This is a genomic window from Actinomadura sp. CNU-125 (assembly GCF_001942465.1).
Lineage (GTDB): Bacteria > Actinomycetota > Actinomycetes > Streptosporangiales > Streptosporangiaceae > Spirillospora.
Genome location: NZ_MKJY01000141.1, coordinates 1 through 12,913 on the forward strand (window position 1 = coordinate 1; position 12,913 = coordinate 12,913).

Here is a 12,913-nt window from a genome sequence, read left to right on the forward strand (position 1 = left end):
CGGCCGCTTTCCCCGATGGGGTGGACGGGCGGGAGGTAGACGACGTCGAAGCCCATCTCGGCGATCGCGGGGAGCCGCTCCATCGCCGTCCGGAAGGTGCCGGACATGGGCGGGCGGCGTCCCGTCGGGTCGAAGGTCGCGCCTTCGGAGCGGGGGAAGAACTCGTACCACGCCCCGTACAGTGCGCGTTCGCGGTGCACGATCAGCGGGAACCACTCGCCCGCCGTGAGCAGGTCGCGCAGCGGGTGCCGCTCCAGGACGTCCCGGACGTTCGGGTTCCCGGCGGCCTCCATCCGCTCGACGGGCTCCACGTCGTCGTCCGACATCAGCTTCGCGAGCCGCGTCAGCGTCCGGCGGTCCTTCGCCGGGACGTCCCGCGCGGCCCGCTGGAATAGCCGCACGCCCTCGGCGAGCATCAGCTCGACGTCCTGGCCGCGCGGGATCTTGATCTGCGCGTCGTGCCACCAGTGCGCGACGGGGTCGCCCCACGCCTCCACCCGGAACGACCACAGCCCCGTCTCGGTCGGCGTGACGGGGGCCGCCCACCGGTCGCTCCCGGGGGCGATCTCCCGCATCCGCACCGGCGGGCACTCCTCGCCGTCCGGCGTCCGCAGGACGGCCGCCGCGCCGAGCATCTCGTGCCCCTCGCGGAACACCGTCGCCGACACCTCGACCCGCTCGCCCACGACCGCCTTGGCGGGCCATCGGCCGCAGCCCACGACCGGCTCGACGTCCGTGATCGGGACGCGCCCCAGTTCGGCCTCCAGCTTCACCTGCATGATGCCCGCTCCCGGTGCCGACGGCGATGGTCCTAGGCATCCATGCCCCGTCCGCAAGTTCCGGCGATCATCAACTCATCAAGATCATGACAAGAGATTGCCCAAGCCGCGGCAATCGGGACGGGCGGGCACGAACGGGCGGGAGCGGACCGGCCGGGCGGACCGGCGGGACGGACCGGCGGGACGGACCGGGCGGATCAGCCGCCCGCGGCGCGCATGACCGCGTCGATCCCCGCGCCGGTCGTGACCATCCGCCGGTACTCCGGCTGCCGCAGCTCGCCGCCCATGAACGGGTACGGGTTGCGGTGCACGGCCGGGCTCGGCTCCTCCGCCAGCGCCGCGAAGTGCAGCTCGCGGGCGCCGGTCGCCGCGACGACGCGGGCCGCGTTGCGGTCGGTGATCCCGCCGCCCGGCAGCACGACGATCCGGTCCCCGGCCCGCCGCACCAGTTCGGCGATCAGCGGCGCGCCCTCCAGCGCGGTGACGTCCTGCCCGGACGTCAGCACCCGGTCGACGCCCAGGTCGACGAGCGTGTCCAGCGTGCCGAACGGGTCGGCGGCCATGTCGAACGCCCGGTGGAACGTGACCGACAGGTCGCCCGCCGCGGCGATGAGCCGCTCGGCGACCGGCCGGTCGACCGCGCCGTCCGGGGTGAGCGCCCCGATGACGACGCCGTGCGCCCCGGCCTCCCGGACGAGCGCGACGTCGTGCTCCATCGCCGCGACCTCGTGCTCGTCGAAGATGAAGTCGCCGCCGCGCGGCCGGATGATCACGTGCACCCGGACGGACGAGACCGCGGCGAGCGCGGCGCGGACCGTCCCGAGGGTCGGCGTCAACCCGCCCTCGAACAGGGCCGCGCACAGCTCCACCCGGTCGGCGCCCGCCTTCTCGGCGGCCACACCGCGCCCGCGACGCTGTCGATGCAGATCTCGTAGGTGAGGGTCACTGACTTCCTTCCGGAACGGTGCGGATCTCCCCGACCCGGCGGCCTCCGCCGAGGACGGGGACGGTGCCCAGCGCGGCGGCCGGGGCGGTGTCGGCGCCGAGCGCGGCGAGCGCGCTCAGCGCGATGGCGGTGGTGGCGCGGGGGCTGCCGTCGATGACCTTCACCGCGACGGCGCGGCCGTCCGCGGTCGCGGCGACGAGGACGCCCTCGGCGCCGCCCTTGGCGACCGTGCCGGGCAGCGCCCGCATCAGCTCGGTGTTGACGTGCCCGGTCCCGCCGACGTACTCGGGGTGGGCGCGCACGGCGTCGCCGACCGCGCGGCACGGCCCGTCCGGCGCCCGGACGAGCGCCTGCGCGGCGCGCGCGAGGCCGGTGAGGGTGAGGCCGAACAGCGGCGCGCCGCAGCCGTCCACCGCCACCGGGGACGGCTCTTCGCCGGAGCAGTCGGCCATCGTCCGCCGCACGAGCCGCTGCAGCGGATGGTCGGGGTCGAGGTAGGTGTCGACCGGCCAGCCGTTCGCGGCGCACGCGGCGAGCATCGCGGCGTGCTTGCCCGAGCAGTTCATCCGCTCGCGCGACTCGCCCCGCCCGGCGCGGATCAGCGCCTCCTTGGTCGGCTCGTCCTCCGGCCAGGTCGGCGGGCAGCGCAGTGCGGCGGCGTCCAGCCCGGCGTCGCCGAGGATCGCCTCGACGGTCTTGACGTGGAAGTCCTCGCCGGTGTGGCTGCCCGCGGCGATCGCGAGCCGCTCGCCGGCGAGCGGCGCGCCCGCCGCGAGGCACGCGGCGGCCTGGAACGGCTTGGTCGTCGAGCGCGGCAGGACGGTCTCCTCCGGGTTCCCCCGGATGTGGGCGAGCGTGCCGTCCGGGGCGAGCCCGGCGACGCTGCCGTAGTGGAGGCTCTCGGCGAAACCGTTGCGCACGACCTCCGCCAGCACTTCGTACATCGGTCTCCTCAGCTCGTCTTCGCCACGGGCGCGCCGGGCGCCGCGTCCTGGACGGCGCGGGACGGGCGGGTCCGCTGCCGCGCCTCCAGCGTCCGCGCGATCTTCGACAGCGTCGCGTTCACCACCAGGTAGATCAGCGCGACGATCAGGTAGGTCTGGATGAGCAGGTGGTTGTAGTTCGCCAGCACCTTGCCGCTGTAGAGCAGCTCGGCGTAGCTGACGACGTACCCGAGCGAGGTGTCCTTCAGCAGCCCCGCCGACTGGCTGACCAGCGACGGCAGCACCCGGCGGGCCGCCTGCGGCAGGACGATCAGCCGCATCGCCCGTCCGCGGGTCAGCCCGACCGCCAGGCCCGCCTCCAGCTGGCCGCGCTCCACCGACCGGATGCCCGCCCGGAAGATCTCCGCGAACGCCGCCGCGTTCGACACCGCGAGCGGCACGACCAGCTTCCAGAACAGCGGCAGGTTCACCCCGTACCGGGGCAGCGCGAACAGCACCACGTAGACGAGCAGCAGCGCCGGGATCGTCCGGACGACCTCGACGTACGCGGTCGCGGGCCAGCGCAGCCACCGGGACGGGGAGGTGCGGCCGAGCGCCAGCACGATGCCGCCCGCCATCGCGATGGCGATCGCGACGGCCGCCGCCTTCGCCGTGGACAGCAGTCCGTCGAGCAGATACCGCCACATCGGCCACGTCCCGAACGGCTCCCAGCGTTCGGCGGCGAGCTGCCCGTTGTCGGCGAACTGCCGCAGCGCCAGCAGGACGAGCGCCGCGCCGGCGAGCACCGACGCGGCGGTGGTGAACCGGATGCGGTGCCGGGCGCGCGGCCCCGGCTCGTCGAACAGCAGGCGCGAGGTGGGGGAGGAGCTCATCGCAGGATCGCCAGCTTCCGTTCGAGTGCCCCGGTGACCAGCCCGAACACGGCCGACAGCAGCATGTAGAGCAGGCCCGCGGTCACGAAGATGTAGATCGGCCGGGCCTCGTCGAGGTTGACCCGGTTGGCGGTGGCGGTCAGCTCCACGACGCCGACCGCCGCCGCCATCGCCGTGTTCATCAGCGTCATGATCGCGATGGTGCCGAGCGGCTGGATCGCGGTCCGCAACGCCTGCGGCAGCACCACCAGCCGCAGCGACTGGACGAACGTCAGCCCCAGCGCCCGCGCGGCCTCGCCCTGCCCGGCGGGCACCGCGTTGATGCCCGACCGGATCGCCTCGGCCATGTACGCCCCCTGGTAGAGGGCGATCACCACGACCGCGCTGGTGAACAGCCCGGCCATGACGCCGATCTCCGGCAGTCCGAACACCGCGATCACGAGCCACACCAGCAGCGGGATGTTCTGCAGCGTCTCGACGTAGGCCATCCCGGCGGCGCGCAGCACGCGCACCGGGCTGACCCGCAGCGCGGCCACGACGACCCCGGCGACGAGCGCGCCCGCGAGCGACAGCAGCGTCAGTTCGACGGTCAGCAGCAGGCCGTCGCCGAACTCCGGGAGGTGGTCGGTGATGACGTTCATGTCAGGGCCATTCCGCTGGGACTTCGTTCGCTGGGATCACGTTCGCCGGGACCGCGTTCGCCCGCGGCCGGGACGGCGGCATCTCGATCGGCGGCATCTCGATCGGCGGGGTCAGGAGCCGGGCACGGAGCCGATCGCGGGCGGCTCGGGCGCCTCGCCCTCGACGACCGTCCCGATCGAGTTCTTCCAGACCTTCGCCCAGAGACCCGACTCCTGGATCCGGCGGAGCCAGTCGTTGACGAACTTCTTGAACTCGGCGTCGTCGTGCTTCAGCCCGATCCCGTACGGGTCTTCGGTGAACGGCTCGCCCTGGATCTTGATCGAGGCGTCCTGCTTCGCCGTGGCCAGCAGGACGGCCTGGTCCTGCACGTACGCGACGCCGCGGCCCTGCTTGAGCGCCTGCACGCACTCGGGGTCGCTGCCGAACGTGACGATCTTCGCGTCCGGGGCGGCCTTCTCGATCGCCGGGATCGCCGGGGTGTTGGCGCCCGCGATGACCGTCTTGCCGTTCAGGTCGGCGGGGGTCTTGATGCCCGTCTCGTCCGCCTTGGTGGCGACGACCAGGCCGGAGCTGTAGTACGGCCCCGCGAACGCGACCTTCTCGGCCCGCTCGGGCGTGATGCTGTAGGTCTGCAGCACGACGTCCACCGTGCCGTTCGAGATCAGCGCCTCGCGGGTCTCCGACGCGGCGTTGACGATCTTCACCTTCGGCTCGCCGATGATGTACTTGGCGAGGAGCTTGCCGAAGTCGGCGTCCAGGCCCTCCACCTCGCCGCTGACCGGGTTCTGCTGGGACAGCAGCGGCGCGTCCAGCGAGCCGCCCACCAGCAGCTCCCCGCGCTCCTTGATCTTCGCCATCGTGGAACCGGCCGGGATGTTCGCGGCGACCGGCGCCGAGGCCAGCAGGTCGTCGGTCTTGCCGCCGCCCGCGCCGGGGACGGCCGGGTCGGAGGAGTCGCCGCAGGCCGCGAGGCTCGTCAGCGTCAGCGCGGCGACCGCGGCGACCGCCGCCCGCCGCATCCCCGCAGGGAAACGCACCATGATCGTGAACCTTTCTCGGGTGGCGCGGGAACGCGCCGGAATGGTGTCGCTAGTGGCTGAGGACCTTGGCCAGGAAGTCCCGGGCCCGGTCGGTGGCGGGAGAGTCGAAGAACTCCGACGGCTTCCCGGACTCCACGACCTCGCCGTCCGCCATGAACACGACGCGGTCGGCGACCTTGCGGGCGAACCCCATCTCGTGGGTGACGACCACCATGGTCATGCCGTCGCGGGCGAGGCCGGTCATGACGTCCAGGACCTCGCCGACCATCTCGGGGTCGAGCGCGGAGGTCGGCTCGTCGAACAGCATCGCCTTCGGCCGCATCGCGAGCGCGCGGGCGATCGCGGCCCGCTGCTGCTGCCCGCCGGACAGCTGCGCGGGAAGCTTGCCCGCCTGCTCGCCGATCCCGACGCGGTCGAGCAGCTCGCGCGCGGTCCGCTCGGCCTCCTCCCGGGACGCGCCGCGGACCTTCGTCGGCCCGAGCGTCAGGTTCTGCAGGACGGTCTTGTGCTGGAACAGGTTGAACGACTGGAACACCATGCCGACGTCCGCGCGCAGCCTCGCCAGCGCGCGTCCCTCGGCGGGCAGCTCGCGGCCGTCGATCCGCACGGTGCCGCCGTCCGGCGTCTCCAGCCGGTTCAGGCACCGGCAGAGCGTGGACTTGCCGGACCCGGACGGGCCGATCACCACGACCACCTCGCCCTTGCCCACGTCCAGGTCCACATCGCGCAGGGCGGTGTGGTCGCCGAAGCGCTTGTGCAGGCCGCGAACCTCGATCATTCGGTCACCTACGATCCAACTTCCTTCGATATCGAAGCCAAACAGGAACATAGAACGTCAAATCGATGTAAGTCAACGCGTTGCCGTACCAAGTTCGCGCATGCTATCTATCTGGGGTGCGCAACAGCAGAGACGACGGACCGGCGGCCCTCCTGCGGCTGGTGGCCACCGGTCAGGCGGAATCGCGGGCCGAGCTCGCCCGGCTCTCCGGCCTCGCCGCCTCCAGCGTCTCGCTGCGGGTCGAGCAGCTCCTCGCCGCCGGGCTCTTCGCCGAGGAGGGCGCCGGGGCCTCGCGCGGGGGCCGGCGGCCCCGGCGCCTCCGGCTCGCCCGCGCGGCCGGCGTCTTCCTGGTCGCCGACCTCGGCGCGCACCACGCCCGGCTCGCCGTCGCCGTCCTCGCCGGGACGCCCCTCGCGCTCTCCGACCTGACCTGCGACATCGCGGTCGGCCCCGAGCGGACGCTCGCCGAGGTCATCGACGCGCTCCGCGCGCTCGCCCGCGAGCACGACCTCGGCGACGTGCCCGTCCGCGGCGTCGGCATCGGGCTGCCCGGCCCCGTCGACCCCGCGACCGGCCAGGTCGTGTCACCGTCCCGGATGCCCGGCTGGAACGACTTCCCCGTCCGCGACTTCGTCTCCGCGCACGCGGGCGTCCCCGCCCTGGTCGAGAACGACGCCAACCTGATGGCCGTGGGCGAGCACCGGCAGGCCCGCCCCGCCTGCGACAACCTCATGGTGATCAAGCTGGGCAGCGGCATCGGCTGCGGCGTCATCGTGGACGGCCGCCTGCACCGGGGACGCGGCGCCGCGGGCGACATCAGCCATGTGCGCATCCTGTCCGAGGCCACCGTCGACTGCTCCTGCGGTCACCCCGACTGCCTGGAGGCCCACGCCAGCGGCGCGGCCCTCGCCGCCGCGCTCGCCGAACAGGGCATCGCCGTCGACAGCCCCGCCCGGATCGTCGACCTCGTCGCCGACGGCGTCCCGCAGGCCACGAGCGCCGTCCGTACCGCCGGGCGCCTCATCGGCGACGTCCTCACCGCGCTGGTGAACTTCTTCAACCCGGACGCGCTGATCATCGGCGGCGGCCTGTCGAACGCCGAACCCCTCGTCGCGACGATCCGCGGCGTCATCTACGAGCGCTGCCTGCCGCTCGCCACCCGCAACCTGGAGATCGACACCTCCGCCGCGGGCCGCGACGCGAGCATCCTCGGCGCCGGGCACCTGCTCCTCGACGCGTCCGGCGAGTGGATCGACCGCGCCCTCGAACGCTAGCGGCGGACGGGCGCGAGCGCCTCCCGGGCCGTCGCGATGTCCGGGGCGATCGCGACGCGCCGCTGCAGCCCCGTGACGTCGCTGATCCGCCGGACGATCCCGCGCGGCGGCAGCACGACCCACATCGGCACGCCCAGTTCCGTCGCCCGCATCTGCGAGCGGACGATCACGTTCAGCCCGTTGGAGTCGCAGAACGCGCAGTCGCTCAGGTCGATGATCAGGGCAGGGACGCCGGAGTCGAGCAGCGCGCGGGCCTGCCGGTCGATCGTGTCGGCGTTGCCGAGATCCACCTCCACGGGGAATGTCAGGGTCCCGTAGGCTTCGGTGCTCTCCACACGCGCAACTCCAATTTCCATGCCTCGCCCCAACGTCCGTGATCTCGACCGAATGACAGCGGGGGTGCGTCACCTGCGACTGTAAGCGGCGTAACTGGACGAAACCTGAAAGCGGGGGTCAAGTCTGCGTAGGCGATCCCCCATAATCACGAGGATCCCGTTAAGAAGAAGTTCGTCGATCTATGTGGAGTCTGTCCCGAAAGCATGGATCATCGGCCTCGTCCGGTGCGTTCGCGTCGGAGCCTGCTAGCCTCGCGGTCCGGGACGGGAGGGTCATGAGCGAACCGGTGGTCATCGACGGCGGCGACCGCTCCTGCGTGCGCCTGCTCCTCGAACTCCGCGGCCGGCTCGCCGACCTGCCGCCCGGCACGATCGTCCACCTGATCGCCAGCGACCCGGCGGCCCCCATCGACCTCCCCGCCTGGTGCCACCTGACCGGCCACGCCTACCTGGGCCCGCTCGACGGCCTCCCCACCGCCTACGCGCTCCGGGTCGCCGAGAACGCCGTCCCCACCGACCCGAAATCCCCGTGGCGGGCGACCTAACCGTCCTCCGGCACCAGATACCGATCCCAGATCTGCGCTTTCCGGTACGGCCCGTCTCCGTCGGCGTCGTACTGGGGCTCGCCGAACACGACCCAGTACATGAGCTCCCCGGGCCGTGCCCCCGAATGCCGGACGGCCTCGGGCGGCCCATCGATCGTCCCCGAGAACTCCCGCATCCACGGGCCGTCCCACTCGGGATCGCGGACGACCCGCACCCGGCGCCCCACGGCAAGCACGCCCGTCACGCGGGACCGGCCCGCCGCAAGGCCTCCGCCATCCGAACGTCGCCCCCGGCCTTCGACGCGTACCACGACGGCGACACGTACGCGTCGGGACCGTGCACGATGGCCATCGCCTCGCCCTCGACCGGCTCCCGCCACTGGTCGTTGTTCCGGGCGACGTGTGCGAGGAGGGCACCCTGCTCACCGGCCGACGGATCGTAAAGAACGGGTACGAAGGTCGCCAGCAGGCCGTTCGGCGTGGACGTGACGAGGTCGGCGGCGTCGCACGCCGCGAGCAGCCCGCGAACGTCCGCCATGGCGAAATGGGCCGGTACGTACATGAGGTGACGCTATCGCGGCGGCATGCGAAGCTGAACGTGTGACGACCGAGGAGGAACGCGACGGGGTTCGCCTGACGAACCTCGACCAGCCGCTGTTCCCGGACGCGACGCGACCAAGCGCGACCTGGTCGACTACCTCGACGCGCTCGCGGACCGGCTCGTCCCGCAGCTCACCGGCCGCCCGCTGTCGGTGATCCGCGTGCTGCGCGGCCAGAAACCGTTCATGCAGAAGAACCTCCCGAAGTACACGCCCGACTGGGTGCGGCGGGTCACGCTGTGGGCGGAGTCGTCGCGGCGGGAGGTGTCGTACGCGCTGTGCGAGGACCGCCGGACGCTGCTGTGGTTCGCCAACCAGCGCGCGGTCGAGTACCACCCGCCGCTCATGCGGCTGGACGAGCGTCCGAGCCACCTGGTGCTCGACATCGACCCGCCGGAGGGCGGCGGGTTCGCGGTCGCCGCCCGCGCCGCGCACCTCGTGCACCGGGCCATGGCCGGCTCGGGCCTCGACGGCGCCGTCAAGACCAGCGGCGCCAAGGGCGTGCACGTGTTCGCGCCGCTCGACGGGACCGCGCCGGTCGAGGACGTGGCCGCCGCGACCCGGGCGCTCGCCGCCCGCGCCGAACGCCTCGACCCCGAACTGGCCACGACCGCCTTCATCCGCGAGGACCGCGCCGGACGCGTGTTCCTCGACTCGACCCGCGCGGGAACGGCCACGATCGCCGCCGCCTACAGCCCCCGCATCCGGCCCGGCACCCCGGTCTCGTTCCCCGTCCCCTGGGACGACCTCGACTCCGTCGACCCGAAGGACTTCACCGTCCGGACGGCGCTCGCCCTGCTCGGCGACGCCGACCCGTGGGGCGAGGCGATGCCCGGACCGCAGCCCCTGCCCGCCGACCTGGTCGAAGAGGGCCGCACCATCCCGATCGCCCGCGTCCAGGCGATGCACGAGGGCAAACGCCGAGCCCGAGCCCGCCGCACCCAAGACTGACCCCGGGAAGCGGGCGTCGTGCCGAAAGCACGTGGGGTCCGCGCCGTGCTCAGGCGCGGAGTGAGCGCGGCGTGCCCGGAGCGGACCTCGGTCGGACAGCGGTTGTTCGTGCCGGAGGCAGGTCGTGCTCGGGGCACGGGGTGTGCGGGGCGGTTCAGGGGAGGCGGCGGCGGATCTTGCGGGCGCTGCGGCGGATCGGGGAGTCCTGCGGGGTCGGGTCCGCGAAGGCCAGGACGGCTTCGGCCGCGGCGGCGGCGGTCTCCTCGGGCGTCGGGACGGACGTCCCGTCGCGGCCGGGGTCGTACGCGAGGTCGTTCGTGTCGCCGATGAGGCGGGCGCCCGTGTCCGGCAGGGCGGCGACGTCGTCGCGGCTCCACCCGGCGACGCGCTCGCGCCACTCGGGCGGGACGACGACGCGGGCGCCGCGCCGGTCGCGGGTCTGGAACCGCTCGGTGACCTGCTGCCGGATCCGGTCGGCGCTCTGCCGAGGCCAGGACCGCTCCCGCAGCCGGTCGTTCAGGCCCGCGATGACCAGGGTCTCGGGCGCCGTCAGGCCGGTGTGGGCGAGCGGCCCCTCCTCCTGGACGGGCGGGATCTCGGCGAGGCCGGGGACGCCGATCGCCTGGGCGAACCGGCTCCAGAGCAGTTCGGGGGGCCTGCCGGGCGAGGTTGACCACGCCGACGCGGGACGACGCGCCGGCGTCCGTCCAGCGGCGGGCGAGGCCGCTGAGCGCGAACGCGCGCCAGATGTGCGCGTCGAGGTCGTTCTCGACGTGGTCGGCGCCCTTGTCGCGGTGCGCGGCGAGGCCGGTGAGGTAGCCGGCGAAGGAGGTGCTGCGGCCGTTGCGGATGTGCTGCTGCCACAGGGACGGCAGGGCGCGGCCGAGGCTCCGGGCGGTGACGACGACCTCGACGTCGGCGGTGCCGAGCGACTCCAGCAGGCGCTCGGCGGCGGGCCGCCGGACGACCGACACGGCCTCGGCCGACAGCAGCACCGTCCCGGGCGCCGCGCGCACCTCGTCCCGCAGCCTCCCAGCCGGGCGCCTCCTCGGCCGCGCGCTCCCGCGACACCCACGGGTACTCGGTGCCGAGCAGCCCGTAGCTGGACCACTCGTGGTTGGCGACGGTGCGGCGGCCGCGGTCCCAGTCCGCGGGGATCGGATACCGGACGCCCGCGTCCGCGAGCGTCGCGGCGTTGCTCTGCAGCATGTGCTGCAGGAACGTCGTGCCCGACTTCTGCAGGCCGATGTGCAGGATCAGTTTGGACGCCACGGACAGCTCCCTCGTGGAGACATCTATGGCAATCATCGCATCCCGGGCGGAGTCAGCGGCGCCCGGCGTCCTCCCGGAGGAGGTCGCGGAGCTGCGCGAACGCCGCCGGTTCGAGGGCGTCGTGGCGTTCCCGGTAGAGGGCGGCCGACGCGGCGGCGGGCCAGCCGTCCGGCAGGTGCGCGGCGGGCAGCCCGGGGTCGGTGCGCAGCAGCTGCAGCCAGTCGGCGCCGAGCAGGGTGAGCCGGGTGAGCGGACGGTCCGGGCCCGGATCGGGCGTCCAGGCGGCGAGGAACGCGTCGTGCTCGGCGCGGATGGCGGGGACGTCCCAGGCCCGGTGCAGCAGCTTCGGGACGTCCGTGGACGCGGCGGGCACGCAGTGGAAGGCGTCGGCGAGTTCGGCGAGCCCCGCGAACTCCGGCCCGTCGAAGATCGTGCCGATGTCGACGCGTCCGGGGGCGATCCACAGGCCGTCGCGCAGCCCGCCGAAACCGGCCCAGATCAGCCGGGCGCGGATCTGGTGCCGCAGGTCGCGGCGGCTCTCCGGCATCGAGTAGCTGAGCAGGGTCCACTCGTCGCCGGGCGGGGCGAACGGGTGGGCGGACCGGACGCGCGGGGCGGCCTCGCGCAGCAGTTCCTCGGCCCGCGGGGTGAGCGCGAACCGGGCGGTGCGGCCCTCCCGGACGCGGTGCAGGAGCCCCTTGCGGGTCATGCGGGCGAGCGTGGCGCGTCCGGCGGCCTCGGCGACGTCCAGGTCGGCCAGCAGACGCAGGAACACCCGGGAGCCGATCGGCGGGTGCCCGCGGTCCAGCACCAGCGACCCGAGGAAGCTGAACAGCAGTTGCTGCGGGGCGCGGCGGCGCGGTCGGGGGTCCTGATCCGTCATGACGGCCATCCCACCACGTGCGGAGCGTCTTCGTGCGGTGCCTCGCTGTTACCGAACTTATCTTTGACGGACGACACGAGTTCGTCTAGCTTTCGAGGTGTTCGCGAACGAGGAGGACGACGATGGATCCCGCCGCCGTCGAGGCGATCGACGTGCACGTCCACGTGGAGTCCGACCTGCACGGGCACCTGTCGCTGCCGGACGAGTTCATGGCGGCGTCCGCGAAGTACTTCGGCGGCGACGGCCCCCGCACCCCGACGATCGACGAGATCGCGGCGTACTACCGGGAGCGGCGGACGGCCGCGGTCGTGTTCACCGTCGACATCGAGAACGCCACCGGGCACCGGGCGATCTCCAACGAGGAGATCGCCGACCGGGCCGCCGCGCACGCCGACGTGCTGATCCCGTTCGCGAGCATCGACCCGGCGAAGGGACGGGCGGGCGCCCGCGCCCTGCGGCGGCTGATCGAGGAGCGCGGCGTCCGGGGGATCAAGTTCCACCCGTCCCTGCAGGACTTCGCGCCGAACGACCGCAGCGCGTATCCGCTGCTGGAGGTCGCGGCCGAGCACGGCGTCCCCGCCCTGTTCCACACCGGGCAGACCGGGATCGGCGCGGGCATGCCGGGCGGCGGCGGCATCCGCCTCGGCCTGTCGAACCCGATGCTGCTGGACGACGTCGCCGTCGATCTGCCGGAGCTGACGATCATCATGGCGCACCCGTCGTTCCCCTGGCAGGACGAGGCGCTGGCCGTGGCGACGCACAAGCCGAACGTCTACATCGACCTGTCCGGCTGGTCCCCGAAGTACTTCCCGCCGCAGCTCGTCCGGTACGCCAACAGCCTGCTGCAGGACAAGGTGCTGTTCGGGTCCGACTACCCGGTCATCACCCCGGACCGCTGGCGCGCCGACTTCGCGGACCTCGACATCAAGCCGCACGTCCGGCCGAAGATCCTCAAGGACAACGCGGTGCGAGCCCTCGGCCTCGGCCGCTAGCCCGGCGACCGGCGGCGCCGCCGCGGCAGCTCCCCGGGCGCGCCGAACGAGCCGTGCGGCC

At 73.3% G+C, this 12,913-nt stretch carries 17 protein-coding genes; 5 read left to right on the forward strand and 12 right to left on the reverse strand.

Annotation, left to right across the window (positions count from 1 at the left end):
* The 7 genes from BJF79_RS17930 to BJF79_RS17960 all read right to left on the reverse strand — a co-directional run.
* Positions 1 to 779: maltotransferase domain-containing protein (locus BJF79_RS17930; RefSeq protein WP_143220007.1), on the reverse strand; the 779-nt coding region annotated here is incomplete at its 3' end.
* A 197-nt stretch (positions 780 to 976) separates the two neighbouring features.
* Positions 977 to 1,678: a copper homeostasis protein CutC gene (locus BJF79_RS17935; protein WP_262402210.1), complete on the reverse strand. Its 702-nt coding sequence runs from the start codon at positions 1,676 to 1,678 to the stop codon at positions 977 to 979.
* 43 nt (positions 1,679 to 1,721) lie between these two features.
* The gene (locus tag BJF79_RS17940) at positions 1,722 to 2,669 is read right to left on the reverse strand and encodes an asparaginase (RefSeq protein ID WP_075898922.1); all 948 of its coding nucleotides are present in this window, start codon (positions 2,667 to 2,669) and stop codon (positions 1,722 to 1,724) included.
* A gap of 8 nt (positions 2,670 to 2,677) precedes the next feature.
* Entirely contained in the window at positions 2,678 to 3,541 is an 864-nt protein-coding gene (locus tag BJF79_RS17945; protein ID WP_075898924.1) for an amino acid ABC transporter permease, read from the reverse strand.
* Positions 3,538 to 4,182 (reverse strand): amino acid ABC transporter permease, encoded by a 645-nt coding sequence (locus tag BJF79_RS17950; protein WP_075898926.1) that lies wholly within the window; start codon positions 4,180 to 4,182, stop codon positions 3,538 to 3,540. The genes BJF79_RS17945 and BJF79_RS17950 overlap by 4 nt, the downstream gene beginning before the upstream one ends.
* 111 nt (positions 4,183 to 4,293) lie before the next feature.
* A complete protein-coding gene (locus BJF79_RS17955) occupies positions 4,294 to 5,223 on the reverse strand; it encodes a glutamate ABC transporter substrate-binding protein (RefSeq protein WP_075898928.1) in 930 nt (309 codons plus the stop codon).
* Positions 5,224 to 5,272: 49 nt separating this feature from the next.
* Positions 5,273 to 6,001, reverse strand: coding sequence for an amino acid ABC transporter ATP-binding protein (locus BJF79_RS17960; RefSeq protein ID WP_083733548.1), 729 nt, complete (start codon positions 5,999 to 6,001; stop codon positions 5,273 to 5,275).
* A 116-nt stretch (positions 6,002 to 6,117) separates the two neighbouring features.
* Between BJF79_RS17960 and BJF79_RS17965 the strand changes: the two genes are divergently transcribed.
* Positions 6,118 to 7,275 (forward strand): ROK family protein, encoded by a 1,158-nt coding sequence (locus BJF79_RS17965; protein WP_075898932.1) that lies wholly within the window; start codon positions 6,118 to 6,120, stop codon positions 7,273 to 7,275.
* On the opposite strand, the gene BJF79_RS17970 is transcribed toward BJF79_RS17965, so the two are convergent.
* On the reverse strand, positions 7,272 to 7,610 hold the full coding sequence (locus BJF79_RS17970) for an STAS domain-containing protein (protein ID WP_075898934.1): 339 nt from the start codon (positions 7,608 to 7,610) through the stop codon (positions 7,272 to 7,274). The two genes, BJF79_RS17965 and BJF79_RS17970, sit on opposite strands and share 4 nt — an antisense overlap.
* 275 nt (positions 7,611 to 7,885) lie before the next feature.
* Between BJF79_RS17970 and BJF79_RS17975 the strand changes: the two genes are divergently transcribed.
* Positions 7,886 to 8,155, forward strand: coding sequence for a sulfurtransferase TusA family protein (locus BJF79_RS17975; RefSeq protein ID WP_075898936.1), 270 nt, complete (start codon positions 7,886 to 7,888; stop codon positions 8,153 to 8,155).
* Here the strand turns inward: BJF79_RS17975 and BJF79_RS17980 are convergent.
* Together BJF79_RS17980 and BJF79_RS17985 are read right to left on the reverse strand one after the other, a co-directional pair.
* Positions 8,152 to 8,400, reverse strand: a complete 249-nt coding sequence (locus BJF79_RS17980) for a hypothetical protein (RefSeq protein WP_262402211.1) — start codon at positions 8,398 to 8,400, stop codon at positions 8,152 to 8,154. The genes BJF79_RS17975 and BJF79_RS17980 overlap by 4 nt on opposite strands.
* A complete protein-coding gene (locus tag BJF79_RS17985; protein ID WP_075898940.1) occupies positions 8,397 to 8,717 on the reverse strand; it encodes an FMN-binding negative transcriptional regulator in 321 nt (106 codons plus the stop codon). Before BJF79_RS17985 ends, BJF79_RS17980 begins: the two co-directional genes overlap by 4 nt.
* A gap of 38 nt (positions 8,718 to 8,755) precedes the next feature.
* On the opposite strand from BJF79_RS17985, the gene BJF79_RS60550 reads away from it, so the two are divergent.
* Complete coding sequence (locus tag BJF79_RS60550; RefSeq protein ID WP_262402212.1) at positions 8,756 to 8,911, forward strand: hypothetical protein; 156 nt, start codon at positions 8,756 to 8,758, stop codon at positions 8,909 to 8,911.
* The gene (locus BJF79_RS17990; protein ID WP_410050103.1) at positions 8,842 to 9,705 is read left to right on the forward strand and encodes a DNA polymerase domain-containing protein; all 864 of its coding nucleotides are present in this window, start codon (positions 8,842 to 8,844) and stop codon (positions 9,703 to 9,705) included. Before BJF79_RS60550 ends, BJF79_RS17990 begins: the two co-directional genes overlap by 70 nt.
* Before the next feature lie 154 nt (positions 9,706 to 9,859).
* On the opposite strand, the gene BJF79_RS17995 is transcribed toward BJF79_RS17990, so the two are convergent.
* Entirely contained in the window at positions 9,860 to 10,780 is a 921-nt protein-coding gene (locus BJF79_RS17995) for a hypothetical protein (protein ID WP_075898942.1), read from the reverse strand.
* A 249-nt stretch (positions 10,781 to 11,029) separates the two neighbouring features.
* Positions 11,030 to 11,860, reverse strand: a complete 831-nt coding sequence (locus BJF79_RS18000) for a PaaX family transcriptional regulator C-terminal domain-containing protein (protein ID WP_262402214.1) — start codon at positions 11,858 to 11,860, stop codon at positions 11,030 to 11,032.
* 122 nt (positions 11,861 to 11,982) lie between these two features.
* On the opposite strand from BJF79_RS18000, the gene BJF79_RS18005 reads away from it, so the two are divergent.
* Positions 11,983 to 12,852, forward strand: coding sequence for an amidohydrolase family protein (locus BJF79_RS18005; RefSeq protein ID WP_075898946.1), 870 nt, complete (start codon positions 11,983 to 11,985; stop codon positions 12,850 to 12,852).
* Positions 12,853 to 12,913 lie beyond the last annotated feature (61 nt).